This is a genomic window from Serratia sp. CY38905 (genome assembly GCF_052168875.1).
Classification (GTDB): Bacteria; Pseudomonadota; Gammaproteobacteria; order Enterobacterales; family Enterobacteriaceae; genus Serratia; species Serratia sarumanii.
On record NZ_JBJNLV010000003.1, the window covers coordinates 98,094 to 124,490 of the forward strand.

A 26,397-nucleotide genomic window follows, 5' to 3' on the forward strand; every position below is an offset into this window, starting at 1 on the left:
CTGCCCTATACGGTAAGATAGGGCACTTTGCAGATTACTAAGCGCAATTTTATGCCACAATCATCCCGTTACAGTGACGAACACGTTGAACAACTGCTCTCAGAGCTGGTCAATGTTCTGGAAAAACACCATACCCCCACCGATCTTTCCCTGATGGTGCTGGGCAATATGGTCACTAATTTGATCAACACCAGCGTTGCCCCCGCGCAGCGGAAAACCCTGGCGAGATCGTTCGCGGAAGCCCTGCAGGCTTCTGTCCGTGAAGATAAAGCACATTAATATTGACTTATGGTGACAAACCGTCAGCGTTATCGTGAAAAAGTCTCCCAGATGATCAGCTGGGGGCACTGGTTCGCCTTATTCAACATTTTGCTCGCCCTTGGGCTGGGCAGCCGTTACCTGTTTGTCACCGACTGGCCCGCATCCCTGCTGGGCCGGGTTTATGCCTTTGTCAGCCTGCTGGGGCATTTCAGCTTTATCGTGTTCGCCGGCTATTTGCTGGTGATCTTCCCGCTCACCTTCGTGGTGATGTCGCAGCGGCTGCTGCGATTTATTTCCGCCGCGCTGGCCACCATCGGGCTCACGCTGTTGCTGGTCGACAGCGAAGTGTTCTCCCATTTCCACCTGCACCTCAATCCGGTGGTGTGGGATCTGGTGGTCAACCCGGACCAAAGCGAGCTTTCGCGCGACTGGCAACTGATGTTCATCTGCGTGCCGGCGATCTTCCTGGTGGAGATGCTGTTCGCCACCTGGAGCTGGCAGAAGCTGCGCAGCCTGAACCGCCGCCGCTTCGGTAAACCGCTGGCGGCGCTGTTTATCAGCGCCTTTTTTGCTTCGCACCTGATTTACATCTGGGCCGACGCCAACTTCTATCGCCCGATCACCATGCAGCGAGCCAACCTGCCGCTCTCGTACCCGATGACCGCGCGCAAGTTCCTCGAAAAACACGGCCTGCTCGACCAGCAAGAGTATGAGCGCCGCCTGATGCAACAGGGCAATCCGGAAGCGGTGGCGGTAGAGTATCCGCTCAGCGATCTCAGCTACGGCGATAAAGGCAGCGGCTATAACCTGCTGATGATCGTGGTGGACGGCATTCGCGCCAAAGACGTGGCGCAGGACATGCCGGCGCTGACGCGCTTCGCCCAGGAAAACGTGCGTTTCAGCGATCATTACAGTTCAGGCAACCATGCCGATACCGGGCTGTTCGGCCTGTTCTACGGCATTTCCCCGACCTATCTGGACAGCGTGCTCGCCGGCCGCAAGCCGTCGGCGCTGATCGCTGCGCTCGGCGATCGGGGCTACCAGCTGGGGCTGTTCTCCTCCGATGGCTTCAACGCCAGCCTGTACCGTCAGGCGCTGCTGACCGACTTCTCGCTGCCGACGCCGGCGCCGCAAAGCGACGCGCAAACCACGCAGCAATGGCAGCGTTGGCTGGCGGATCAGGGTAGCAAAGAGCCGTGGTTCTCCTATATCAGCTTCAGCGGCGCCGAGGCTGTCGAAGGCGACAAAACCCCGGCTCCGGCCGACTTTATTCGGCGCTATCGCACCGGCGCGCAAGACGTGGACGCCCAGATAGCCCAGGTGCTGGACACCCTGAAACAGCGCGGCCTGCTGGATAAAACCGTGGTGGTGATCACCGCCGAGCACGGCGTCGAGTTCAACGACAGCGGCAAAGGCCAATGGGGCGCCGGCACCGGTTTCAACCAGGCGCAGCTGCAGGTGCCGTTGGTGATCCACTGGCCGGGCACCCCGGCGCAGACCATCAGCAAGCTGACCGGCCATAACGACGTGATGCGCACCCTGATGCAACGATTGCTGCACGTGAAGACCGCGCCGAAAGACTATTCGCAGGGCGAAGATCTGTTCACCGCCCAGCGCCGCAACGACTGGATCGCTACCGGCGATGGCAATCAGCTGGTGATCATCACGCCGACGCAGACGCTGATGCTGGACAACAGCGGCAACTATCGCGTCTACGATCAGAACGGCGATGAAATAAAAGACGAGAAACCGCAGCTTGCTCTGCTGTTGCAGGTGCTGACCGATGTAAAACGCTTTATCGCCAACTAACTGCTTAAAACTAAAGCAATCAAGTGGCGAGGCGCTTGCATTAACATCGGGAATCGGTAGTATGATTTTTCATAGCGTCGGCATGTAGCGCAGCCTGGTAGCGCACCGTCATGGGGTGTCGGGGGTCGGAGGTTCGAATCCTCTCATGCCGACCAAATTCAAAAAAACCTGCTGTTACAGCAGGTTTTTTTTCGTCTGCACACTGAGAGGATGAGAATCTCCGAAGGAGGTTTGAGCCGAACGTAGTGAGACCACGTTGCTTTAGCAACGGCCCGCAGGGCAAGCATCGAAGATGCGCATAATCCTCTCATGCCGACCAAACTCAAGAAAACCTGCTGTTACAGCAGGTTTTTTTTCGTCTGCCGTTTACGCGGAAAGTTTGACGATCGCCGCTGGAATCCCCTGGCGCACCGCCGCACCGGTCACCCAGTCCAGCCAGGTGTTCGGCACTTCACGCGTCGGATCGGCAAACCCCAGATCGTTGAGATTGATGCCGGCGGCAATGCGCTTATCCATCGCCAGCGGCTCGCCGTCCAGGTAGTGCTGGCTGGCGCCCATCTCCCGGTGGCCGTAGCCGTGTTCCACCGCGATCACGCCGGGCATCACCCCCGCCAGCAGACTGATCTGCGCCTCCCGGCTGCCGCCCGGGGTGCTGATGCTCACCCAATCACCGTGTTGAATGCCGAAACGCGCCCCGTCCGCCGGGTTCAGCGCCACCAGGTTCACCGGCTTCACGTCATGCAGGCGCCGGATCACCGCGGTGGAACTGCTCATCACATTGGATTTGAAGGACATCAGCCGCAGCGGCCACTGCCGCTCAGGGTAGAGTTCTTCCACCGCGCGGCCGTCCGACAAACGCGCCGGGTAGCAGGTTGGGCAGCCGCTGAAACGCTCGCCGGTAATCGCATGCCGGTGCTTCGCCACTTCCGCATTCCAGATCTGCAGCGGCTTCTCCCAGCGGTTGCCCACGCTGCCGTCGCGGCGGCCGCTGTCATGACCGGCGAAGCGGCCGCCGCGGCTGTAGATAAACGCCACGCGGCCGATCTCATCGGCGCGCAGCGTCTGCGCAAGCTGCGGCAACAAGCGATCGACGCCGCTCAACGCCAGCTCTTCCTCCCTCACGGCCGGCACCGGCGCCTTGCCGGCAAACGCCACGTTGGCGGCGGCGCGCAGATAATAATCCTCGGCGCGGTTGAGCGGCAGCAGCCCGCCCCGGCCGTCGCCGATAGCGCGATCGCCGAACCCCGGCAGCGCCAGGCGTTTGGCGACGGCGATGCAAAACGCCTCCATGGAGATCGGCTGCCCTTGCGCCGTTTTCGCGGTCGCCGGCGTCACTATCGGCCAGCGCGCAGTGGTGGCCTTGCTGGCGACGCCGCCCCAGGGGGCGCTGAATCCCCAGCTCTCAAAGTTATGGGTGTCCGGGACGATATAGTCGGCCAATGCCGTCGTTTCGTTGATAAACGCATCGATGGCGATAAACAGCGGCAAACGCGCCGGATCTTTCAGCCGCTCTTCCGCCACGCCGCGCAACCCGGCGATACCGTACAGGGGGTTGGTCATGTTCGAGATCCAGGCTTTCAGCCCGTACGGATATCCCGCCAGCGCCGACGTCAGCAGCTCGGTCAACTGCCCGGCGACGAACGGATACCAGGGCGCCCTGGCCGGCCAGGGCGAAACGCCCGCCGCCACTTTTTCGCGGTATTCGTCGGAGGTTTCATAGGCGGCCTTGCTGCGCGCGATATTCAACCCCTTCGGTTTTACCAGGCCGGGAAACTCGACCAGGTTATAGCGCGGCCCCTCGGCGAAACCGTTGAATTTGCCGCCGCCGACGAACACCCCGCCCGCCAGGCTCAGGTTACCGATCAACACATTGAGCATCATCACCGACCAGGTATTGTAAAACCCGTTCGCCGCCATCATCCCGCCATGGGCGATCACCGCCGCCTTGCGCCCGTGGGCGGTAAAGGCCTCGGCCAGCGCCGCGATGCGCGCCACCGGTACGCCGCATTCCCGGCTGTAGGCTTCCGGCGACAGCTTGTCGGCCGCCTCTTTCAGACACTGAAAGCCGCTCTTCACCGCCACCTGCGCGCCGTCGTGCAGCGTCACCGTGCGGGTTACCCACAGCTCGGCGCTGTCGCACGTCTCGGCCGCCACCAGTTCCCCCGCGCCGTTGACCACCAGCGGCGACGCCGACTCGGCGCCGTTCAGATGGGCCAGCGTCAGATGCTGCCCCGCCAACGGGTGCTCGCTCTCGGCGATCACCAGATGCGTGGCGTTGGTCCAGCTCTTCTCGCCGGCGCGTTGCATGGCGGCCTCCGACGGGATGGCGAGATAACCGGCCTGATAACGCCGATTGTCGAGGATCCAACGGATCATCGCCATCGCCAGCGCCGAGTCAGTGCCCGGCAGTATCGGGATCCAATGGCCATGATCGTCCGCCAGCGTGGTGGTCAACGGCAGCGCCGGCGCCACTACCGCGTAGCGGAATTCGCTGCGCAATCTGGCGCTGGCCAACTGCCGGGCCTGACGCTTGAACGGGTTGCCGGACTGCGCCGGCGAGGTGCCCATAAACAGCGCGAATTCGACCTGTTCCCAGTCCGGTTTCACGTGCGGATTCTTGTCCAGATCGTTCATCAACGCGCCGGAACCGGCGCGGTAGGCCAGCCCGCAGTAAGCGCCGTGCGCGCCGAAATTTTTGCTGCCGAAGCTGTTCTGGGCGAAGCGTCGCAGGAAGCTGTCGCGCCCGTCATCACCGGCGTTGGTCACCAGCAGCTGGTTGGCTTTCGGCCCCAGCCCCGGCTGCCGGGCATCGATCGGCGTTTCCAGATCGCGGATCGCCCGCAGGCCGTCCACATGCCCCTCGCCGAACAGATCGCCGCCCTCCACCACTTCGGCGATCATCTGCTCGAAGCTGATGCGCTGCCACTTGCCCTCGCCGCGCTTGCCGACGCGCTTCATCGGCTCCAGCACGCGCAGCGGGCTGTAAAGCCCCTCCAGCAGCGTAGCGCCCCGCGCGCAGGCGGTGGAACGGGCGTCGAGGCCGCTCTCCCCGCCCAGCTGCGCCAACGCGTCCTGCAGCGGCAACGCAGAATCGAGGTGCCGCTCCTGAGACAGCGGATGATATGGGTTGCCGGCGATACGCAGTACCCGGTCGGTCTGCCTGTCCACCCGCACCCGCACGCCGCATTGCGTCCAGCAACCGAAGCACTGGGTCATCGAGATGGCCTGCTGCGGATTGCCTTGCCATTCCGGCATAGCCCGCCCTTCGGGCTGCAGAGAGTTGCCGTTGATGCGATCCAGAGTCACGCGCCCTGAGGTGCCGTGAATCAAGCCGTCGATCGCCCGTTTGGCGACCTCGCGATAGCTCAGGCCGAAAGCGGACAGCCCGCCGAAGGCCAGGCCCACTTTCAACCACTGACGCCGGGTGAGTTTAGCCATGTTGTTTTCTCCGCAGTAAAAACGCCTGTGCTTCACGCACCATGATCATTAACGCCAGCCACAGCCCGAAGGTGCCGACGATCGCCAGCAAGCCATCGGTACCAAGCGGCAGGCTATAGGGGGAATAAGACGCGTTGTATTTCGGGATGGTCTGCACCTCAATCAACAGCGTCCAGCGCATCAGCCAGCTCAGCCCCAGCGCGCAGGCCACCAGCAGCGGCGCGCCGCCGCGCGGCAAACGTCGATAGGCCGCCCAGGCGGCCCACGCCAGCGCCAGCCCCCACAGCGCGATCCAGCCGGCAGCATACTGGCGCGCCGTCGCCTGCGTCTGCAGCCAGTGGCGTACCGCCGCGCCGGATAGCGTATCGCCGCACACCCACAGCAGGATCGCCCCGCCGAGCGGCAGCAGCGTCAGCAGCATCCCGCGCGCCAGCGGCGCCTGCAGGCCGGGCCGTTTGCGCATTGCCAACAGCAACAGAGCCAAGAGCGCCTGCAGCGCGCTGAGGAACATCACGATCGGAAATGCGTAGCTGAACCAGATTGGGCGGGCGCGCACGACGGAAACCTCGCGCCCGGTGTACAACAGCAGGCCGATAGCCACCAGCGCGCAGGCGGGCGCGATCCCACGCAACAGCGCAACCGGTCTGCCCGTCAGCCGTGTAAATTCAATCGCGATAAACCACAGGCCGATCAGCAAGGTAAACAACGGCAAGAACAGCGCGCCCCACGGCATCCACGACCAGGGCGTCGGGTAGGCGTAAAAATGCCAGAAACGGGCGGTTTGATGCAGATCGGCGGTCAACGCCAGCGGCGCGGTGATGGCGCACGTCAGCCCGATAAACAGCGCCGCGCGCTCCAAATGTGCGGCGTTGTCTCCACCGCGCCAGCGCCACACGCAGGCCAGCAGCGCGGCGCAGGCGGCAATGCCGATAAAGAAGAAATATTGCACGGCCCACGGCAGCCAGCTCACCGCCTGCGGCTGGCTCAAAACCTCTGCGATCATCAGTTGGCGGCTCATCGTCCCTCTCCCCATAAGGCGACCTGCGCCCGCCCCGGCAGCGGCGTGACGAAGGCATCATCCAGCCCCAGATAAAACACGTGGGGCGCGGTTTGGTTCTCCGGCTTGAGGACTTTGATCTCGGCCTCGTGACGCCGCAGCAGCTTGCTCAGCGTGCTGTGCGGATCGCGCATATCGCCGATGATCCGCGCCCCGCCCACGCACGACTCCACGCATGCCGGCAGCAATCCCGCCTCCAGCCGGTGTACGCAGAAGGTGCATTTGTCCGCCGTTTGGGTGGCGTGATTGATAAAACGGGCATCGTACGGGCAGGCCTGCACGCAATAGGCGCAACCCACGCAGCGTTTGTTGTCGACCACCACGATCCCGTCCTCGCGCTGGAAGGTGGCCTGCACCGGGCACACCGGTACGCAGGGCGGGTTGTCGCAGTGGTTGCACAGCCTGGGCAGCAGCACGTTGGTCGCCACCGCTTCGCCTTCGAGACTGACCTGGTACTGGTTTACCGTGGTGCGGAACTCGCCGTGCGGCGTCTGGTTTTCAATGGCACAACTGACGGTACAGGCCTGGCACCCAACGCAGCGCCGCAGATCGATCAGCATCGCGTAGCGGCGGCTGGCATCCCCCTCGCGCCGCGTCGGCGCTAACGTCAGCCCGGCCTCCGCCACGGGGATCAGCGAAGCCCCCGCCGTCAACACGCCCAGCCGCTGCAAAAACTGCCGTTTACCGAAATCCATGCGCCTCTCCCACGCCCTGGGCATCACCCCGATCACGCTATTGATGCCCGTTAGATGAATAAACAATGTCGATGATTTACAGTGTAAAAATGACATTGGGCTCAGCTCTATTGTGGTTAACCACATACCGAACCCAACGTTGATCTAAAACAAGTGGCGGCAGGAAAATTGCCCATCAGGAGGGGCCGTGAGGGTCGTGTTATTACTGTTGTTCAGTCTCGGCTGGGGGATGGCGGCACAGGCGGGCGAGTGGTCGGTCGGCGTGCTGGCGATGCGCGGCGATGCGGCGACCGCGCGTGACTGGCAGCCGCTGATCGACAGGCTCAACGACAGCGTCGGCGGTGAGCGCTTCCGCCTGCGGCCGCTCGATCTGGCGCAGATGCGCGAAGCGGTCAATCGGGGCCGCGTGCAGTTCGTGGTCACTAATCCGGCGCAGTTTGTGCAGCTGAACAGCCACTATCATCTGCGCTGGCTGGCGTCGTTGCACGCCGCCAACGGCGATCGGGCAACGGGCAACATCATCGGCAGCGTGATTCTGGTGCGGCGCGACAGCGGCATTACGACGCCGCAGGCGCTGATGGGAAAAACGGTGGGCGCCATCGATCCGCAGGCCTTCGGCGGCTATCTGACCGGCTATAAGGCGCTCAGCGACGCCGGCATACGGCCCGAGCGCGATTTTCACCTGCGCTTTACCGGTTTCCCTGCCGACGCCCTGCTCTATCTGTTGCGCGAGCGCGCCATTCAGGCCGCCATCGTCCCGGTCTGCCTGCTGGAGAAAATGGGCAAGGAAGGCCTGATCAACCCGGCGGATTTTCGCCCGCTGCTGCAACAGGCCACGTCGGCTCCCTGCGTCACCAGCACGCCGCTTTATCCCAACTGGTCGTTCGCCGCCCTGCCCGGCCTGGATAACTCACTGGTGGATGCGGTGGCGAGAGCCTTGCTGACCGCACCGCCCCAGTCTCCCTTCCTGTGGGGCGCACCGGCCTCGACCAGCGAGGTGGAAGCGCTGCTGCGCGCCGTCAATCAGCACCCGGAACAGCGGCGGCTATGGCTGGATATCAAGAGCTGGCTGATCCAGCATCAGACGGCCGTCGGCCTGTCGCTGGCGCTGCTGGCGCTGTTGATCGTCAACCATATCTGGATCGCGCTGCTGGTGCGCCGACGCGGGCGACAGCTGCTCCGCGCCGACGAGCAACTGCGGCGGCAAGAACGGGCGCTGGAAAACGCCAGGCAGCTGAACGTGCTGGGGGAGATGGCCTCCGGCTTCGCGCACGAGCTCAACCAGCCGCTGGCGGCCATTCGCCACTATGCGCAGGGGTGCCTGATCCAACTGCGCAACACGGACGCCGGGCATCCGCTGCTGGGGCCGCTGGAAAATATCGACCGGCAGGCGCAGCGCGGCGGCGAGACGATTCATAACCTGCGCCATTGGGTGCAGCCCACCGCGGAGGCGATAGACCAAACGCGCTGGCGCCCCACCGCGGTAAGCGAAACCGCCGAGCGGGTGTGGACGCTACTGCGCCTGACGCAGCGCTATCCCGACCTGACGTTGTTCAATAACGTGGCGCCTTCGCTGACGCTAACCCTGCCGCCGGCGCTGCTGGAACAGTTGCTGGCGAACCTGCTGCTGAATGCGGCGCAGGCCGGGGCCAATGCCGTCTGGCTTTCCGCCGCCAAGAGCGAACGGGCGATGGAGTTGCATCTGCAGGACAACGCGGGCGGCATGACAACGGCCGGGCTGGAACAGGCTTTTCGCCCCTTCAACACCACCAAGGCCGGCGGCATGGGGCTGGGGTTAGCCATTTGCCGGCGCCTGGCCCGCTATGGCGGCGGCGAAATCCGCCTGGCTAACCGCCCGGCTCCCGACAGCCGCAACGGGCTGTGCGTAACGCTGCATTTCATATTGGATAACGAGGAAAACCATGTCGCTAATTTATCTGGTGGATGATGACGTCGCCGTCACCGACGCCTGCCATTTTTTGCTGACCAGCCTCGGCCACGGCGTGCAATGCTGGAATGACAGCGCCGATTTTCTGGCGCAGGCCGACCTGTTTCAGACCGGGATCGTCTTGCTGGACATGCGGATGCCGAAGCTCGATGGTCACCAGGTTTACGGGGAGCTGCGCCGCCGCGGCAGCACGCTGGCGGTGGTGTTCCTGTCCGGCCATGGCGACGTGCCGATGGCGGTGGAGCAGATGAAGTACGGCGCGGTGGACTTCCTGCAAAAACCGATCGCCGCTGAACCGCTGATCGCCGCCCTCGAACGGGCGCAGCAGGTCTCCGCCGAGGCCTGGCAACGCCATGAAACTTGCGGCCGCTACCGCACGCTCACGCCGAAAGAACGCGACATTGCGCAGCTGGTGGTGCGGGGCATGATGAACAGGGAAATGGCTGAACGGTTGAATATCGCCCTGCGCACCGTGGAGGTTCACCGGGCAAAAGTGATGGAGAAAATGCAGGCCACCAGCCTGGCGGAATTGGTGATTCAGCTGCAGGATTTACCGCACGCCGCGCAAGAATGAACGCATCATGCAAAATTCCGCGCCCCCTCTTGCCAACCGGCCTTCCTCAGGCCAGAATACTGTACATTAAATCAGTACTTACAGGTGAGTCATGTTTGTAGAATTGGTGTACGACAAACGCAACGTCGCTGGGTTACCCAACGCCGCCGAGATTATTCGCAACGAGCTGGAAAAACGCGTGCATGCACTGTTCCCGGAAGCTGACGTGCGCGTGAAGCCGATGCAGGCCAACGGCCTGAACTCCGACGCCAGCAAAAGCGATCGTGAGAAGCTGAACCGAATGTTGGAAGAGATGTTCGAAGAAGCGGATCAGTGGCTGGTCACTGAAAATTGACGGGCAGTAACGGTACTGACTCCCACTCAGCGGGAACCTTGCCTGGCGGAACGGGCCGCGTGTCTGCCCGAGCCTATCGGTGATAGTGCCGGCGCCGATGCAATAGACGGCCAATAACCTACTGCACCGGCATTTTACCTGGCATCCACTTTATTTATGAAACCGCGTTGGTTTCCGATGACGTTTCATCGTTTGATACCAGCGCCTCCGGCGGCAGCACTTCCACCTCTTCACGCGCTGGCATGGCGAGGCGCAGATCGATCCAGCGCCCTTCGGGGATATCCATCGCTTCGCCGGCCACGACCGTTGCGGTATCGATGTCGAAACGGCGTTTGCTGATTTTCACCGTGATGCCACCGTCGCTATCGGTAGCGGTTTCCACAAAGCACAGGCGGTTACCGTTGATATCCTGCGGTACCTCAATGGTCCAGCCCTCCTTTGCCAACCCCAGTGAGCCATTCAGCTGATAAACGCCGACGGAGATTCGCTCTGCGCTCACCCCGTCCGCCTCACCGTTAACCGCTGCGCACCCGGCCAGAGCAAAGCCGCCTTCCAGATAGTCAGCCTGCATATACTCAGGCGCAGCGGACAATCTGGCGATCGGTGAGGCTTTCTTGATAAAGCCGTTGCCGTCAACCGTGGTGTTGGCTTCCGACCATATCCAAACCCAGGGGGTAAACGCGGTGCCATTCCAGCTGCGCACGGCAATTTTCCCCGTCTGCGCAGCACTCACGCCATAGCCGTAACAGGTTTGTACCGTTCGATAGCTGTCGTCGGTTCCCGCCTGCGTCACCGCCCATGAGCGCGTATCGAGGAAATATGTGCCAACGTCTTTGAAGGGGTTACCAATGGGATCCGTGCTCACATAACCGCGCCGGCTTTGCATTTGCGCATTGAAATTGCCTTTATTCGCCGCAGTCACGCCTTTACTCAACCCCCAGTCCTTCAGGTTTGGAATGTCTGCGACGGTGGGTTGATCGGATGAACTGAACAACCGTGACCAAGTGATGGTCGAAGGCAATGCGGTAGATGAACTCCCCACCCAGGCCTGCCGCGAAACCGATGTGGCAAAATACGCGCACGAAGGTCCGCCATCCACCGGCAGCGTTAATAGCCCGCCGGACACATTGCCCGGCCGATTGGCCGTCGCCACCGTGTAGCGCTGAATGGAAGATTTATTATCCTTCGCGAATGCATCCTCAGTATGAACCGGCCCGATCCCAAAACCGGCGATAGCAGATTGGGCGACCGTGGCATATTCGGGCAACGCCTGGGATTGCGAGAACGAAACGCCCGTACGCATGTCAATTTTCATCACCCCAACCGGTTCCACCGATTGTTTTACCGCCTTATGCTCCCAGCGTAGGCCGGCGGCGTTCGCGTAGGTGATTTGCTCAACCGTATACCAGCAGTTGAGGGTAAACGCATTCACTTTCAAATAGATATCATAATTATCACGACTGGATTCAATAACCTGAATATCCAGGATCGCCGTTCCGGTATCGTTAATAAAAGTGCCGCCGATTCGGTTGACCTTATTGGTCGAATCGCTGGCGCCAAGATTGCCCGTTCTCAACATCAGACGCGACATGCCCGCGTTATAAGTAAAACCGTTAAAACCATTTGAACCATAAAAATTGAGGGCGATTCCTACGCCATTTTGCCCCGCATTTTTAAACTGCCCCAGCAGGAACCAGGCTGAGGTATTGGTGTTGTTCTCCGGCAACTTAAACCGCACATTATCAAAGGCGGTCACCACCTGAGCGGCGCTCTTTGCCGCATTCTGCTCGCTAACTTTTGCCGCAGCAGCAGAGGAAGAAGCCTTGCCGGCGGACGCTGCCGCTTCGGCACGCAGACGATCGACAGTTTGCACAATCTCCGGCGTGATATCGCTTTCCCCTGGCCGTCTAAGGAAATCATTGAGCGTACCAGGCAAGGAATCGTTATAAACCTCGATAGCCCCCACTCGCTCCGGCTGCGCGCCATACACAGAGATGATGACCTCGTAAGCGCCCGGCTCCACGGCCAAAGCGTATTTACCGCCGTCATCCGTCACCGACTGGGATTTAGCCAGGCTCAAGACCGTTGACGAGGTTTTGACTGCGCGCATGGTAATGGTTACGCCGGAGCGAGGATCGCCATAAGGGCCCTTTAATACGCCGCTGATTAGTGTCATTGTACTTTCTCCATGAGTTCTTTGATTAATTCATCTTGGCGATCGATTCTATCCAGAGCCTGATTCAGTGCAGCCAGAGCCACATATCCCAGCGTTGAATAATCGACGGATTTTACTCGTTCAACCATTTCACCGTTTTGCAACTCTAAAGAACCGCCTTCAGCAACGACCTGAGGAAGGTTCTTTTCAATTTCTTGTGCGATACCACCGATAAAGGGCTTGCCATCGCGCTTGCCGGTATAGAGTTTTAGGCCGCGAATGAGTGTTATAGGGTCTTCAATTTCTTTTACTTCAGTTTTAATTCTAAGGTCTGAGCCAGTCACCCAATTTCCTGTTAAGTTATTAAAGTCTCCATTATTCTGTAGGCGCACCTCATGCCAGACATTGGCGTAATCCTTAAATGAAATCGCGCCATAATCAGTTATGCCAATTTCGCGACGACAAAACATTTGCATGGCAGTGACAACGCCACCTGCAGTTGTCATGACAGAGAGTAATGTCGGGCCATCTACAGTTCCGGTAGATTTGGTAAAAGTCTTTTCAGCACGGACATTAGACGACCCCGTATCACCAGAGTTCAAATGAATGCCATTTCGCCCCATCATGGTATCATCAAATGTCGTTGACTTACGGAAGCGTGAATATCCCCCCACATCAAGATTTGCCGTTTGCCCTGTCACCACAGAGCCCTGTAAAGACAGTGAACCTTTAATTTCCTGATTAGCGCTAATCGTCTTGTCTAACTTATTATTGAGTGAAGCTGAAATATTATTCCAGGCCGGGCCGCTAAAGGTACCACCATCCGGCAACTTAACGGTCATATTTCCGGTATTACTGAAGACCTGCTGCCAGTTATCTTTATCGAGGTTCAGCCCACGCAGGGCTTTGGCCGTTTCGGCGGCCAGTTGGGCGGTGATGGCGTTCATCGCGTCGCGCGGGACGGCATACCATGCTGCGCCCGCCTGCGTTGGGCCGTCATAGGCTTTAATCAGGGTCGCCTGCGTGGCGCTATCAACGGTTTTTACCGGCAACGTATAGGTTACGCCACCAACAACGCTCACGATGAAATCACCGGCTTTCAACTCGGTATTAAAGGCCGTACCGGTTCCTTTTACTACGGCGGAATTGTTCGTTAGAGTAAGAGTGCCTGTTGGCATGGTGTTCTCCTGAATTTTGGCAACAAAAAAACCGGTACGATGACCGGAATTTTCATTATTAAATGATAATCACCTTACATCGAAAGATATAAAATAATATTATCAATTTAAATTTAACCCTGTGATATTAATAAAAGTAAAACATCCAATAAATTTTTAGCAATAGATCCCACCAATGAATATGAAAACCTCTTCATCAGCGAAAGCCAACTCTGTAAATGGAATTCATTATTCACTAAGAATATGTCTAAGATGGGTTAAGCGGTAAACCCTGGTACTATTTTGGCATCATAATAATTTGTCGGAAATCCATCAACATCAATAATCATGACTTGAGATCTAGTGTTTGGGTTTGCCCAACCGGCATTTGGCGGTGTCCATAAGTACTCACCACGAGGTACAAGTGAGATCGTAATTTTGTTATCCCAGTCAGAGAAGTGGAAACATTCATACATCATCCAACCTTCTCCTCTCCAGTTTGTGGTAACCCAGCCCCTCGGATTCGGCATCGCCATTGCCAGATTACCCGGGCCAGCAGCGCCTATCATAGTCCAGTTTTGTTCATTTTCTGGGTTTCCTCCATTAGGATCTCCGTGTCCGTGGTTAGGATATCCTGGATCAAGCCACATCACATTTCGGATCTTCATGAAGTTCCAACCACTATCAAAAATGATATTTCCAGAACTATCAAAAAGCTGCATTCCATGTGAAGACCTCTCTGGCGGAACCCATCTGTCAAAGATGTAATATTGAATACTACCAATATCCTTATTCCCCCACTTCATGACCTTGAACATCTTTTTTGTTGGCCCTAACTGAGATGCGTGCCAATCCCTTTCGTCGCCCGTCATGCATCCTATACGCTGATCGTTCCACATTGGCTTAAAGAACATGAGCGGAGAGTTGTACGGTGATAAGTCGACACCGCAAAACGCTGCAACACTGAGAACATTAGGCGGGTTGAACTGCCAATTATGAATCTGACCAGCGCTCCTTAAGGTATAATTTACGTCGTTGGCATTAGCGACAACGTAATTCCTATTATTAAAAAGCTCTACCCCATAACTATTAGGCATTATAAACTCCCCAATGAACTGTAAGCATGCCCAACAAAAGACCTATACCTAGGTCATCAGGGTAACTCCTTATGGTGTCATTATAAGAGAGATCGATATAGTTAGGGCCACAATAAATATCAGGAGGAGCATAAGCTGTTCCCCAACCTTCTGGCATTACGATGCCAGGTCTTGGTACAGTGTAACTGTATGGTGTCCCACCATTGAATGGTATATTTTCTATTCTGTGGCTCCAGTAATGTGGAGGGTTCCCCCACCATTGAATCATTCCAATATCATAAGAGCCAAGCCAACGTGACATAATAACAGTGTGATCGGCCACCATATTTCCTCTGGAGTCTGATATCTGCCATCCATACTGTTCGCTCATTAATAAAGCCTCCCCATACGTACGCGAACGACATTATTTTCATCCGTAAATATCATATTATTGTCAGGCTTGCTTATTCGCCACCCACCGTTTACCCCAAAGTTGTTAGATTGTATATAGTTACCAATCTTGGCATTACTGATTGTTCCATCCTGAATAAAGGCATTATTCATAAACACCTGCCCATCCACCACGGCAAACGGCGAATACTGATTGCTGTTGTTGCCGCTCATCAACACGAACTGGTTGGCGTTAAAGCCTACGCGGGTGGTGACCGGCCTGCCGTTTTCCGCCAATACTGCAATCGACATGCCGGCGTTGTAGAAGGTGCCGTTCACCCGCACGCCCGCTTTCAACGTATGGATGGCCGTGGCGCCGTCGGCGTCTACCGTTGCCGTCAGTTTGTCTTCCAGCACCGCCGCGACGTCGTCAATCTGCGCCTGCACCTGGGTTTTCATCTCGGCCAGCCCGCGATCGACCTCCGCGATGGTGGTTTTCACCACCATAATATCGGCGCGCACCGTGCCGTACTGCGCCCACTGGTGATCCACCGTCGCGTTGTTGGCCAGCGCATTCTGCAAGATGGCGTCGATGTTGGTGTCGATATCGCCCACCAGCCGCTCGCCGTCTTTCGCGGTCAAGAGATCGTCGCCGATGTTCTCGAGATAATCGCCGGCGTCCGCGTTCGCCTGCCCGGCGGCCCAGCCAGTCCAGTCCCCCTGATTGCCGGTGCGGTCTTGCAACCGCGCACGGAACCAGAAGGCCTGGCCCGCCTTCAACCCGGTCATGGCGTGGGTATGCTGCGGATACGGGATATCGGCCAACAGCATCGCGTTATTCCCGGCAGCGTTGTCCGCATACTGAATTTCGGTTTTCAGCGTATCTTCAGCGCCGATAGGGAACGCCCAGTCAAGCTGGATGCCCCACAGCAAAGGCGATGCCTTGAAGCCGACCGGCATCGGCGGTTTACCCTCTTTGCCCTTGAGGTAGATTTCCATCGAGGTCGCCCAGATAGACGATACGTCACTGGCGTTGATGGCCCGCACCCGCACCCGATAACGGCCGGCGTATATACCCGGCACTTCAAAGCCGAGCGCCGAAGTGCGCAGCACCGACACCCAGTTGCCGTTATCTTTGCGCCATTCCGCCTCATAGGCGATGGCATTTTCAACCGCGCCCCAGGCAGCGCGCAGGGTGGTAATGGCGATGCCCTGGCTCACCGAGGAGTAGCTGTCGATAGTGATGTTTTTCGGCGGCGCCTGCACGCCGGGCGGAATGATGGAGATCGGACGATCGTCGATACGCGCGCCGGTATCGATGCGGGCGTACTTGTTCGGATCGTGTTCCGCGGCGTTGACGGTATAGGTGTTATCACCGTTGTCGGCGATGCCCACCACGCGGTAAAGCTGCACCGCCAGATCGTCCGCATCGATGGACCAGGCCGCTTCCGGCGCCGGCGTCTCGCTGTAGGCCGTAGTGACGGTCACTACGCGATCATTCACCGCCTGCACGGTGCGCGCCTGCGCTTTACCTGAAGGCAGGTTAACGATCAGGCGATCGCCGGCTTTAGCGCCCGGCTTCCTGTCCAACGTCAGTTTACGTCCGTCCACGCCGCTGAGGCGCCCACCAATCACTCGTCCGGCCAGCATCTGGTCCGCCACGCCGACGATATGCCCCGGCATGGGGATCATACCGTCCAACCCCACGGAGAAGCTGACCGTACGATCCTTGCTGTTGGTCAACAGCGCCCAGCGGCCGCGGCGGTTCGCTTCGCTCGGCGTGGTGCAGCCGATGGCCGTCAGTTCGGTCTGGTTCACGTCGTAGCGGCGCACCAGATCGCTGTCGAATACCGCCTCTATCGCATCGGCGTAATGGTTGCCCGGATCGGACCAGCTGACCATCGCGGTGCTGTAGCGGGTGCGCTCGCTGGCGGACGAGTAGGTAAACTTGCCGTCGATGACGTTGGCGCGGGTGTAGGTGAAGTCCATATCGCGCGGCATGTCCGCCAGGGCGACCATTTGGTTTTGCCCCCAATAGGTCATGCCGCGGAAAATGCCGGCCAAATCGCTCAGCACCGTCCAGGCCTCTTCCCGCGACTGCAGATAAACGTTGCAGGTAAAACGCGGCTCCATGCCCTCGCCGCCGCGCCCGTCCGGCACCGGCTGATCGCAATACTGCGCGATGCGATACAGCTCGGACTCGGAGACCTGGGAGGCGTCGATGCGATCGCCCAGGCCAAAGCGCTCGGCCAAAATAATGTCGTAAAACACCCATGCCGGGTTATCGCTGTAGGCCCACTTAAAGCCGCCGCTCCAGATGCCGGTATAGCTGCGCGTTTGCGGATCGTAGTTGTCCGGTACGCGGATCAGGCGGCCGCGCGGTTTGCAGCTGATCTTCGGGATGTTGGGAAACTGCTTCGAGTCGAACTCCACGTAAAGCAGCGCAGTGTTCGGATAGCGCAGCTTAGCATCGATGATTTCGGTCAGCGCCTCGATGTTCATGCGGTCGGCGATCCGGACGCTGTTGGCGTTAGGCGTCAACCGGCGCACGCGCAGCTGCCAGCCCGTGGTGGCCTTCGGCAAGTTGATGCGGTGCGAGCGTTCATACAGCGAGGTGGTTTTATCGTCGATCGCCGCCGTTAACACCTCCTGGTAACTGCCGCCGTCGGTCGCCACGTCGATGGCGTACTCGATGCGATAGCCGTTGACGTCGCCGTTGTCCGCCTGCTTTTGCAGCATGGGCCACCCCAGGCGCAGTCGAACGGCGGAAAGTTGCAGGTTAGAGACGGAGCGCACCCACGGCGCGCCGCTTTTCAGTTCGCTGCCGACCGAGATCTCATTCTCAACGGCGGGAATGCCCTGGATATATTCCTGCGCCTGCGAACCAGGGCGGAATTCCCAGCGGAAACCGGGAAAGTTTTCCGTTCCGTCGCTGCTCAGTACCGGCGTACCATCAACAAAAATGTTCGTGCCATCCAGCCCGCCGGCAAACTCCCCTTCGCCCAATGCGAATAGCATCTTCGCTCTGGCGATCGACTGAATGCTGTCCGGCGATTCTACCGGCGTGTGGCCGCCACCGCCGCCGCCTTTTCGCCCACGGATCATGTTCTGTGCCATATTTCGCCCATAAAAAAAGCCGCTATTGCGGCTGTCTGTTCAAACGGATGTCGTTATTGCTGGTCTTCGGTATAAATACCTGCGGAGATAATCGCCCCGCCAATTTCACGCGTGCCGTACAGCACGCCGACGGGATTGCCCTGCGCCGTGGTGTTGACCGGCCCGCCAAAGGCATAGCTCGGCTTATTTTCCGGGCCTTGCCGCATGCGCAGCCCGCCCATTTGCGGGGAGAGCATTTGGAGAATGCCGCCGAGGGCCATGGAAGCACCGGCCATCGCCGCCATGCCGGTTCCCCCACCCGCCGTAAATGCCCCCATGGCACCAGCCGCAGTCCCAGCAGAAACATACATAGCCACGGCGACCAGCGCCACGCCCAGCACGGTCTGGAATAAGCCCGCACGCTTACTGCCAATCACGACGGGAACAAGGTGAATATCTTCCGTTCCTTTAGTGAGCGCCAGCTCATCCTGCCCGACATTGCGTTTACCGACGAAAATAGAAAATGTCAGGCCGCGTTTGTGCGCCTCAAGCATGTAGCGTTCAAAGCCTGGAAGCAGATTTTTCATCGCATCGATCGCTTTTGGCACCGTTGGCGCCCGATATTTAAATTCGCGGCCGAAAACCTTAATCATGGAACCATGAAAACGAATGGTTCTGAGAGGAATATCAATAAAATCCATACAGCCTCCAATAAAAAGCCCCACTAAAATGGGGCTGTAAATTTACTTGCGGGCGCTATTTATTATTATTTTACATTCGCGCTTATTAAGTTCAATACCACCTAGTGCTGTGGTTCCATTTTTACAGTCTGTTGAAAGTTTTCTAATACTCAACGCACCATATCTATCACCTTTCGCATCAAGTAGTTCGTTAATTTTTTTTGAGTCTGACGTATTATATTTTTGCTGAGCATCCATTAATGCCATAAACCAAGCCCACTTCCTTACATACTCACCAAGAATTGGATCTTCGTCTATTTCTTTATGATTACTAAGATATGCATCCAGCGTAGTTGCATTAGCAAAAAAAGAAGTCATAAAACACAAAGCCAGCGCAGAGATTATTTTCTTCATTACCCTTTTCCTTAAGCTGAAAAGTGGAATGATAGCATCACATCAGGGCTTTGTGCCGCAACACCTTCACCGTTCGCTCTTTCCAATACCCGCCGTAAGGCACCCGCTGGCTGAGCATACCGTACATATGGTGCAGCAACAGACCATCTGCCAGCAAAATGCCGGCGTGGTTGGCCACCGGCGCCGCAACCTGCATGATCGCCATATCCCCCGGCTGCGGCGGGCCATCGAACTCGCGAAAGCCGCAGGCATGCCAGTTATCCAGATAGCGGTTTTCACCCCGCTCCCACCACGGATAATCAACGCGGTAATCCTGGAGCGTTATGCCGTGCTCCTGCCGGAAGTAGCTCATGACCAACCCCCAACAGTCGGTATGCCCCAGCACGAACTGGCGACCCACCAACGGCAGTTCGCCGCGCGGCAAGAGGATACGTAAATCCCCCTCCGGCCAGCTGGCTATCGCCCAGGGCAACTCCATCGCGTCGCACTGCGCCTTGTCCAGCTCACTCGGCTGCGTGGTGGCGTCTGGGTGGCTGTGCACAATGAGAGTGATGGTGCCCCATTCGGCGGCGGCCACGTAGTCTTCCGGCGCCAGATGAAACTGCTCGGTGGGGTTGTCCGCCAGGTTACGGCACGGGAAATAGCGCCCCACGCGGGATTTTTGCGCCACTACGCCACAGCATTCGCGCGGATACTCGGCCCTGGCGTGCGCCATAATGGCCGCCACGGTTTTTTCTTTCATGTTCGCCCCCTACTGCCGGATCAACGCCGCGCCGGGGAAGCCGCCGAACGGCAGCGGCTCGTGCTCGCCAAAGCGTTTTTGGCAGTCGCTCAGCAGCCCGCCGCAGCGATCCTGGCTCGGGTCATCCACCGGGTTGCCCTTGTCGTCAAAGTAACGGCTACCGGCGTAATCGCAGCCCTTGCCGGTGCGATAGCCACCGCGCGAGCACCAGGTACACAGGCTGTGGATTTGCCGGGTCGGAATGCGCAATCCCCGCAGGTCTGCCGGGCTGGAGAGCTCGAATTCCACCGCCTCGTCGCTTTCCGTCGCCTTGCGATCGATGTAGAACACCTGCAGCTTTTCCTGCAGCGGATCGGCCGCGGGATTCCCCTGCGGGAAGTTGCGGGCATCAAGGTAGTGCACCAGCGTGTCGTGGATCCGCACCTTGGCCTGCGCCATGTCCTCAAACTGCAGGCAGAGCGCGCTGATCAGGCCATTGATATTGGCGACCGACAGCTTCGGCGCGTTGCCTTGGCTGTCGGCGGAGATCTCCAGCCCTTCAACGCTAAACGGCCACGGGCCGTACTCCTGTCCCTGCCACCAAACCGATTTCGCCGGCAATTTGGTTTCATCACCGCCGGCGGCGGCCAGCTCTTGCGGCGTAAAAGGCAGGGTATCGCAATGAAAGCGCAGAATATCGGCGCCAAATCGGGTGCCGTCTACCTCAATCAGGCGGATGCGGTTGCCCGGCTCCAGCTTTTGCAAATCTGAATTCAGCATCATCTCCCCCGGTTAAACGTGGAAGGCCTCAGTAAACGTGGCCGTCAGTGAATAGTTGTCCCCGCCCATGGCGACCGGCTTATAACCCTCGCAGCGGTACAGGCCGGGAACCTGAGTTGGTGGCGTCCATTGGAAGGACTTCACCCCGTGATGGTTTTCCAGAAAGACGATGATCGGCGTGATGTAGTCATACTTGCCGACAAAGGTCAGATCCCAGGAGCGCACGATCGGGTTAATGCCGTCGCCGGAGACCTGCGCATAGCCGTCGCCGAACTGCGCCTTTCTGACGCGAAAGCGCGTATCGCCGGCGGCATTGACGCGCGCCGGAAATTCAAATGTCTGAATGCCCATTACATCCCCTTGATTGCTTTCCAAATCGGCTGGCCCGGCATCAGGTTGCGGTTGATCACCTTTTGGCTTTCCTGCGCGGCGATATTCCCCATCCGTTTACCGAACTCGCCCCATCCCGGATCGGCCTGCGAACTGACGTTGCCGCCGTTCTCGATGGTAATGTAGACATTCGGCGCCGCCGCAGACTGCTGGCCGCCGCCGATCGCCCGCACGCCGAGCGAACCGTCCGCGCCGCGCTTGAGCGGCATGATGGCCTCCGGCCCGGCTTCGCCCATCAAACCGGCGCCTCTGGCGAACGCGAATAACGTGGGATTGCTGACGATCTCACCGCTGAATGCGCTCAGCGAAGGCGAGGCGTATACGCCGCCCTTGGCGTTGGGGACATAGCCTTGCCAACCGGTCGGCATGCCCATCGCGCCTGAGCCGGCCGCGCCCGCGCCGGCGCTTGCAGCGCCGCCCAGCAAACCGCCGCCTATGCTCATAAAGGTAGAGAGAAAGGTTCTGGTCAACAGCGCCTGCATCGCCAGATCGATCAGTTGCTGAACGATGGACTGCGTCATGGAGGTCATCAAACCGAGCATGCTTTGCTTAAAGTTTTGCGTCCCGGTCAGCAGATCGAACATCATGCCGGAGGTCCGTTCCCGCGTCATGTCCACCAGCCCCAGCGCCATCTTGTGCACGCGGCTCTGCCCGCCGAACAGACTCAGCGCCTGCTGATACTGAGCGTCCGACGATTCTTGCGTCGCCGCCTGCATCAGCTGTTCATAGCGCTGTTTATCCAGCAAGCCTTGCTGGTAGTAGGCCTGGTATTGCGCCTGCTGCTGCACCAATTGGTTGTTAAGCCGAGCGGCAGGATCCACATCACCGGCAATGTTCATGCGCGGCGCAGCGAGCGCGTCGGTTTCGGCCTTCAGCCGTTGGCGCGCCGTTTCTTGCTGCTGCATCCGGCTGGCGGTCTGGTACTCGCGTTCGGTCAGCAGCCGCCCGTCATATAGCGCCTTCAGCTCCTTGCCGACCTCCTGCTCTTTACGCACCGCCGCCTGCCCCGGCGCGTATTGTTCAGCCAGCTGTTGCCGCTGCCGCTGGTACTTCTCGGCGTTCAGCGCCATCGTACGCTGCACATCGGCTTGCCCGGCACCGGCCGCCTTGGCCGCTGACGCCAGCTTGGCCTGTGAGCTTTGTTCATCCTGGGTGATTTTGTCGAGGCTGCTCAGATGCGCCTGCTCGATTTCCTGCCGCAGCAGTTGGTACTTATCAAGAGCCAGCTGCTTGCCGTTATCGTTGAAAATACGACCGAGAGGAAGGGCACTTGTTTGATGGCCCTTAGGCTTAACAGGTTTGGCCTCAACATGGCTGTCGTTGCCATTTTGTGCATTAACGGCATTGCTTCGCCGAAGCCGGATCGCTTTCTCGCCCTTAATGACATCTTCCAACTGTGCTTGCAAGGCGTTCCGCTCTTTCTTCACCTCTTTGGGATCAGAATAGAGGAATCCCAACAACCCTTTGCTTCGGCGCTCTAAGCCAGCAATTCGGATATCGCTCCTACGCGCCAGTTGGTTTTCGATCTTGGCTTTTTCCTCACTGAGCGTCCTTAACTGATCGTCGAAGGTATCAATTTTGACGGCGAGCTTTGCCCTGGAGAGTTTGCTGAGATCTTCGGCCGTCTCGACTGCCGCATCTTTCAATGCCAAAGCCGATTGACGAGCTAATTGGTTTTGCTCATGGAAGTACAACAGCGCCAATCCCGCCTGGATGGCGACACCGATCGGGCCGCCCAGCGCCCCCAGCGCAACGTTGGCGACACGAGACGCCGCGCCGACGCCCGATGTCGCCTGAGCCGCCCCGCGCGCCGCCGCAGCCTGATCGCGCCAGGCCGCCGCGCTGTCATTCAGGCCGCCGGCCAGTTTCAGCATCTCCTCCGCCCGACTGCCGCCTTCGCCGGAAGCGCTGCTCGCCTGGCGGGCCGCGTCGTCCAACTGCCTCATCTGCGCCGTCGCGGCAACGGTGATGGACGCAAGTTCGGTAAGTGCCTGCCCATACTGGCGCGAGGTGGCGGCGAGGCCCTGCAGCGACAGCTCAACGCCGGCCAGCCCCGCCAGTTTCCCCGCCAGGCCGCCAAGCGTGCCGCCGATGCGTTGATACGACTCGTCGGTCTTCTTCGCGTCCTGCTGAGCCTGGCGGTTAAATTTGGCGGATTGTTCCCCGGCAGTACGGTAAGCCGCCGTCAGTTTGTTTTTAAAGTTGGTGTCATTCAGTTGCAACCCGACGACCAACAGTGCGGTATCAGCCATTTCCCAGCACTCGCATAACGTCAGCACACTGCATATCAATACTGCTTTGCGCGGGCTGACCGGATTGATGAACGGGGGCACTCTCCGCCGCATCGGCCGTCATGCCTTGCAGTTTGAAGTATGCCCGCCAGTGATTCAGGATGTGCGCCGGCATCGCGGCGATCTTGCGTGGATCCGACTCACCCCAGCGATCGGCCAGTTGGAACACCAACATCAGCCAGGGCGAGTCAGTCAGTTTTTTTCCGCTTCCTCCAGGCTGCCGACCGCATGGCGCTTGACGGCACCGATGGCTTCGACCAGCGTTGGGTTATCGTGCGCCGCCAGCAGATCGTCAACGCTCGGCAAGGCGCCGGCCGGGATACGTTTGCCGTCCGGCGTCATCAGGCATGACAGCAGCAGTTGCACGTTAAGCTGCGCGGCTTTGTTCATGTCACCGCTGTCGATGGCGGCCTTCATGCCGTCTTCATTTTCCTGCAGTTCCGCCGCTTTCAGGCGTCGGATAAAGGCTTTGGTGCCAAAGATCTGCGTTTCAATCACGTGATCGTCGGATTTCAGCAGCGCCGCTTTCAGCGCTTTCAGATCGTATTTCTCTGTCATCAGTTTTTCCTTGTTCAATTCGGTTTACTCTGTACATAAGCGAGTTGCCGCAGGCCACATGGCCCGCGGCGGAAGCGTTCGCGCCGAACGCCCTCAGACGTTAAGCCAGCGCGAATCGTCGGTTTGTCACACTTTTGGGGTGACCGTGCCCCAGGTGTTGCTGTTTTGCTTGCCCTGGACGGTAATCTGAATGACTTCGCTCGCCGGGGCGGTGATCTCATTCATTTTCCAGCCGGACAGCGACAAGATGGAGGTGGAGGTGCGGCCGTTCGGCAGCTCGACGTAGAACTGCACCGTTTCGCGCTTGTCCGCCGCATTCAGCAGCGCCGCAAAATCGGCGTTGGACGGATCGTCGATGAAACCGATGGATTTCTCCGCACCTTCCGGCAGGTCGGAAATAAACTGCTTGGCGGTATCCAGCAGCGTGGTGCAATCGACAAAACCGCCGGTTTGCCCCATTTCACCTACCGCTTTACAGTTGGTCAGCGCCTTCATGGCCGTGGTTGCAGCTCCGACGGTGCCCCATTTGACGATAGTGCCGGCAGGCAGCATGGCGTATTCTGGCGAAGTTTTATCAGCCATAGTTTTTCTCTCTCTTTTTGATGAAGGATGGTAGCGGTCGCTACCGGTTTTCGATGCCATAGCGGACGTGAGCCGCCAGGATGCGTAACACTTGGTGCTTGTGGTGATCCAGCGCAGGGCGAATAAACGGGGCGGCGGCTTGCGTTGCCGTGCCGTACTCCTGCTCCAGGGCTCTGCGGTAATGCTGTTTACTGGGGCCGACGCGCAATGTCACCGCGTTCCATGCGGTAACGGCCGGGCGTATCGCGATGCCGGCGCTCAGCGAGGGTTCGCTGTTTGGCGCCCCTCGTTCGGCGCACTGCCGCATGGTGCCAAGAACCGGGGCCAACGCGGCGTGGCCGGCCTCCGGCAGAATGTGACTGGCGACCTCGCGCCGAATCGCTTCCAAACGGCGAGTCAATTCCGCCATGCCGGAAACGTTTATGGCGATCACGCCGCCACCTCGGAATGGGTGATGAGGTAATCGCGCGCCATCCGATACTGAACGCGGTTATCCGCCAGCGACGTAGCGCTCTGCAAAAGAGTGCTGCGCGTGACCGCCTGTACCGGCCATTGGCCGATATGGCCATGCCGAACCCCTTCCCAGGCATTCAAAACCGCCTTATCCAGAGCGATCAGCCGGGAGTAATCGTCGATCACGTACAGCACAATCTGAAAACGGCTCTGCACCAGCGAGCTGTCGACCAGACCGGTGTTCACTTTCAGATCGCTGATCTTCTGATAGGTCACGCCTTCTTGCTGCGGATCCGGCAAGATCAGCGGATGAACCGCCAGATGGGTTAGCGCGGCCAGCGAGCGTTGGATTTCATCTTCAATCATTTGGGCAAAGTCTCCGTCGTTTTGAGGGGGGAATCGTTCTGCAGACGATTTCGGGTATCAGGAAAGGAACAGCGCACGTTCCGCCGCGCGCCGGGCAACCAGCCCATCGAGCCGCACGCCGCCCGCATTCACCCATCGACCGAACTCGTCGGCCGCTCCCTGCCGATCGCCGGCGTTCAGGCGGCGCAGCAGCGTCGAGTTCTCCAGCGCGCGCAGGCCCAGGTTATAGGCAAAGCTCACCAGCGCATCGAACTGCCCCTGCGTGATCGGCACCGTCACCCGCCGTTCGACGCCCTGTTCGAATTGGCCGACGCCGCACACCAGCAAACGCTCGGCCGTTGTGGCATCGATCGCCATGCCGGCCCCTATTTTTCGTCCCGCTACCGGCTGGGTCCACCCGTAGCCGATGGTCCAAACGCCGACCGAATCCTGATAAGCCTGCAACCGCAGGCCTTCGAAACGCTTAATCAGCGCCATGCCATCGTCACTTATCTTCATGGTTTCCTCCTGACGCTTTATTGAGAAATCGACGTTCCAATGCCTTGATCAGAGATGCTCCCGACCACCCCGCCATGCCGCATACGCCGCCCATCACCTCCGAAGGCCAGTCGTAATGCAGGGCAATCATCACCATGGTCAAACCGGCGAAAATAGAGACGAACAGCTGCAAAAACAGCGTCCTCCAGCTAAAGGTTTCGCCGTTCAAAACCTTGAAGGAATAGCTGGCGACCGCCCCCAGCAGCGTCATACCGAAAGCAAGCAGCATTGAAAGGATGTTTGGTTCATTTTTCCAAGGCATAGTCATCACCCTCCCCTTACCGGGGCATAGCCCGATCGTCGGGAGTCATGGAAAAGAGCGGCGAAATGCGGCCCCTATCCGTCATTCCTGTTCCATTTAAAAAGCGGCCATTTACGCTGTCGAAAATGGCTTATCCGTTCTGCTCAACCTGAGCAGATAAATAAGGATTGCGCCGTTTTATAAAGGAGAAGGATTAGCCGCCCGTCGTGGCTATTCAACGACAGTCATTATTCAGTGAGTGATTGACCGTTTTGACAAAGAGGCTAAAAATGAAAAACCCCGCCGAAGCGAGGTTTATTTGTCATGCGGCGATGCCGGCAACGACTCAGTTTTATCAGATTACTCGCTTATTTGCGTACGCGTGAGTCTTTTA

The 26,397-nt window shown here is 58.8% G+C and carries 26 protein-coding genes, 1 tRNA gene and 1 other RNA gene; 7 read left to right on the forward strand and 21 right to left on the reverse strand.

Translation table 11 applies throughout. The features are described from left to right. Positions 1-51 precede the first annotated feature (51 nt). The 4 genes from ACJ8MK_RS09980 (at position 52) to ACJ8MK_RS09995 (ending at position 2,389) form a co-directional block, all read left to right on the forward strand. Positions 52-279 (forward strand): YejL family protein, encoded by a 228-nt coding sequence (locus tag ACJ8MK_RS09980; protein ID WP_004935782.1) that lies wholly within the window; start codon positions 52-54, stop codon positions 277-279. A 9-nt stretch (positions 280-288) separates the two neighbouring features. Beyond that, positions 289-2,070, forward strand: a complete 1,782-nt coding sequence (gene yejM / locus ACJ8MK_RS09985) for an LPS biosynthesis-modulating metalloenzyme YejM (protein WP_033635286.1) — start codon at positions 289-291, stop codon at positions 2,068-2,070. Between the two features lie 78 nt (positions 2,071-2,148). Next, positions 2,149-2,225 (forward strand) — tRNA-Pro (locus tag ACJ8MK_RS09990). A 34-nt stretch (positions 2,226-2,259) separates the two neighbouring features. Then, positions 2,260-2,389, forward strand: a non-coding RNA gene (locus ACJ8MK_RS09995) — RtT sRNA. A gap of 47 nt (positions 2,390-2,436) precedes the next feature. Here the strand turns inward: ACJ8MK_RS09995 and ttrA are convergent. From ttrA to ttrB, 3 genes are read right to left on the reverse strand one after another with little or no spacing between them, the layout of a single operon-like run. After that, the gene (gene ttrA / locus ACJ8MK_RS10000; RefSeq protein WP_103774200.1) at positions 2,437-5,508 is read right to left on the reverse strand and encodes a tetrathionate reductase subunit TtrA; all 3,072 of its coding nucleotides are present in this window, start codon (positions 5,506-5,508) and stop codon (positions 2,437-2,439) included. Then, positions 5,501-6,526 (reverse strand): tetrathionate reductase subunit TtrC, encoded by a 1,026-nt coding sequence (gene ttrC / locus ACJ8MK_RS10005; RefSeq protein WP_033648020.1) that lies wholly within the window; start codon positions 6,524-6,526, stop codon positions 5,501-5,503. Before ttrC ends, ttrA begins: the two co-directional genes overlap by 8 nt. Beyond that, the gene (gene ttrB / locus ACJ8MK_RS10010) at positions 6,523-7,260 is read right to left on the reverse strand and encodes a tetrathionate reductase subunit TtrB (protein ID WP_033635289.1); all 738 of its coding nucleotides are present in this window, start codon (positions 7,258-7,260) and stop codon (positions 6,523-6,525) included. The genes ttrC and ttrB overlap by 4 nt, the downstream gene beginning before the upstream one ends. 229 nt (positions 7,261-7,489) lie before the next feature. Here ttrB and ttrS point away from each other — a divergent pair, with 229 nt between their 5' ends. The 3 genes from ttrS (at position 7,490) to ACJ8MK_RS10025 (ending at position 10,116) form a co-directional block, all read left to right on the forward strand. Continuing rightward, positions 7,490-9,208, forward strand: coding sequence for a tetrathionate respiration histidine kinase TtrS (gene ttrS, locus ACJ8MK_RS10015; RefSeq protein ID WP_442517753.1), 1,719 nt, complete (start codon positions 7,490-7,492; stop codon positions 9,206-9,208). Next, entirely contained in the window at positions 9,183-9,782 is a 600-nt protein-coding gene (ttrR, locus tag ACJ8MK_RS10020) for a tetrathionate respiration response regulator TtrR (protein ID WP_041035997.1), read from the forward strand. The genes ttrS and ttrR overlap by 26 nt, the downstream gene beginning before the upstream one ends. A gap of 91 nt (positions 9,783-9,873) precedes the next feature. Continuing rightward, positions 9,874-10,116 carry a DinI family protein gene (locus tag ACJ8MK_RS10025; protein ID WP_041035999.1) on the forward strand — a complete coding sequence of 81 codons (243 nt, stop codon included), beginning with the start codon at positions 9,874-9,876 and terminating at the stop codon, positions 10,114-10,116. A 154-nt stretch (positions 10,117-10,270) separates the two neighbouring features. Here the strand turns inward: ACJ8MK_RS10025 and ACJ8MK_RS10030 are convergent, their stop codons facing one another. The 18 genes from ACJ8MK_RS10030 to ACJ8MK_RS10115 form a co-directional block, all read right to left on the reverse strand. Then, positions 10,271-12,292 carry a phage tail fiber protein gene (locus tag ACJ8MK_RS10030; protein ID WP_197801647.1) on the reverse strand — a complete coding sequence of 674 codons (2,022 nt, stop codon included), beginning with the start codon at positions 12,290-12,292 and terminating at the stop codon, positions 10,271-10,273. Then, the gene (locus ACJ8MK_RS10035; RefSeq protein WP_103829994.1) at positions 12,289-13,449 is read right to left on the reverse strand and encodes a tail fiber domain-containing protein; all 1,161 of its coding nucleotides are present in this window, start codon (positions 13,447-13,449) and stop codon (positions 12,289-12,291) included. Before ACJ8MK_RS10035 ends, ACJ8MK_RS10030 begins: the two co-directional genes overlap by 4 nt. A 257-nt stretch (positions 13,450-13,706) precedes the next feature. After that, positions 13,707-14,525: a hypothetical protein gene (locus ACJ8MK_RS10040; RefSeq protein WP_133160398.1), complete on the reverse strand. Its 819-nt coding sequence runs from the start codon at positions 14,523-14,525 to the stop codon at positions 13,707-13,709. Continuing rightward, a complete protein-coding gene (locus ACJ8MK_RS10045; RefSeq protein ID WP_133160397.1) occupies positions 14,518-14,895 on the reverse strand; it encodes a hypothetical protein in 378 nt (125 codons plus the stop codon). The genes ACJ8MK_RS10040 and ACJ8MK_RS10045 overlap by 8 nt, the downstream gene beginning before the upstream one ends. Continuing rightward, complete coding sequence (locus ACJ8MK_RS10050) at positions 14,895-18,011, reverse strand: host specificity protein J (protein WP_442517717.1); 3,117 nt, start codon at positions 18,009-18,011, stop codon at positions 14,895-14,897. The genes ACJ8MK_RS10045 and ACJ8MK_RS10050 overlap by 1 nt, the downstream gene beginning before the upstream one ends. A 53-nt stretch (positions 18,012-18,064) precedes the next feature. Then, on the reverse strand, positions 18,065-18,691 hold the full coding sequence (locus ACJ8MK_RS10055) for a tail assembly protein (protein ID WP_041036003.1): 627 nt from the start codon (positions 18,689-18,691) through the stop codon (positions 18,065-18,067). Between the two features lie 42 nt (positions 18,692-18,733). Then, complete coding sequence (locus tag ACJ8MK_RS10060) at positions 18,734-19,084, reverse strand: hypothetical protein (RefSeq protein ID WP_442517718.1); 351 nt, start codon at positions 19,082-19,084, stop codon at positions 18,734-18,736. 37 nt (positions 19,085-19,121) lie between these two features. Further along, positions 19,122-19,826, reverse strand: a complete 705-nt coding sequence (locus ACJ8MK_RS10065) for a C40 family peptidase (RefSeq protein WP_442517719.1) — start codon at positions 19,824-19,826, stop codon at positions 19,122-19,124. 9 nt (positions 19,827-19,835) lie between these two features. Continuing rightward, positions 19,836-20,588 carry a phage minor tail protein L gene (locus ACJ8MK_RS10070; protein WP_170929876.1) on the reverse strand — a complete coding sequence of 251 codons (753 nt, stop codon included), beginning with the start codon at positions 20,586-20,588 and terminating at the stop codon, positions 19,836-19,838. Between the two features lie 9 nt (positions 20,589-20,597). Further along, positions 20,598-20,936, reverse strand: coding sequence for a phage tail protein (locus tag ACJ8MK_RS10075; protein WP_033639815.1), 339 nt, complete (start codon positions 20,934-20,936; stop codon positions 20,598-20,600). Further along, the gene (locus ACJ8MK_RS10080) at positions 20,936-23,227 is read right to left on the reverse strand and encodes a phage tail tape measure protein (protein WP_442517720.1); all 2,292 of its coding nucleotides are present in this window, start codon (positions 23,225-23,227) and stop codon (positions 20,936-20,938) included. Before ACJ8MK_RS10080 ends, ACJ8MK_RS10075 begins: the two co-directional genes overlap by 1 nt. Further along, positions 23,220-23,441, reverse strand: coding sequence for a hypothetical protein (locus ACJ8MK_RS10085; protein ID WP_004935830.1), 222 nt, complete (start codon positions 23,439-23,441; stop codon positions 23,220-23,222). The genes ACJ8MK_RS10080 and ACJ8MK_RS10085 overlap by 8 nt, the downstream gene beginning before the upstream one ends. A gap of 17 nt (positions 23,442-23,458) precedes the next feature. Next, positions 23,459-23,824 carry a phage tail protein gene (locus ACJ8MK_RS10090; RefSeq protein ID WP_049195166.1) on the reverse strand — a complete coding sequence of 122 codons (366 nt, stop codon included), beginning with the start codon at positions 23,822-23,824 and terminating at the stop codon, positions 23,459-23,461. A 126-nt stretch (positions 23,825-23,950) separates the two neighbouring features. Continuing rightward, positions 23,951-24,406: a major tail shaft subunit gene (locus ACJ8MK_RS10095; RefSeq protein ID WP_033652513.1), complete on the reverse strand. Its 456-nt coding sequence runs from the start codon at positions 24,404-24,406 to the stop codon at positions 23,951-23,953. Positions 24,407-24,446: 40 nt separating this feature from the next. After that, positions 24,447-24,839 carry an HK97-gp10 family putative phage morphogenesis protein gene (locus ACJ8MK_RS10100; protein WP_041036013.1) on the reverse strand — a complete coding sequence of 131 codons (393 nt, stop codon included), beginning with the start codon at positions 24,837-24,839 and terminating at the stop codon, positions 24,447-24,449. Next, a complete protein-coding gene (locus ACJ8MK_RS10105; protein ID WP_049234585.1) occupies positions 24,836-25,225 on the reverse strand; it encodes a hypothetical protein in 390 nt (129 codons plus the stop codon). The genes ACJ8MK_RS10100 and ACJ8MK_RS10105 overlap by 4 nt, the downstream gene beginning before the upstream one ends. A 57-nt stretch (positions 25,226-25,282) precedes the next feature. Continuing rightward, positions 25,283-25,723, reverse strand: coding sequence for a lysozyme (locus tag ACJ8MK_RS10110; protein WP_079656663.1), 441 nt, complete (start codon positions 25,721-25,723; stop codon positions 25,283-25,285). Then, positions 25,710-26,030, reverse strand: coding sequence for a phage holin family protein (locus ACJ8MK_RS10115; protein ID WP_041036019.1), 321 nt, complete (start codon positions 26,028-26,030; stop codon positions 25,710-25,712). Before ACJ8MK_RS10115 ends, ACJ8MK_RS10110 begins: the two co-directional genes overlap by 14 nt. Between the last annotated feature and the right edge of the window lie 367 nt (positions 26,031-26,397).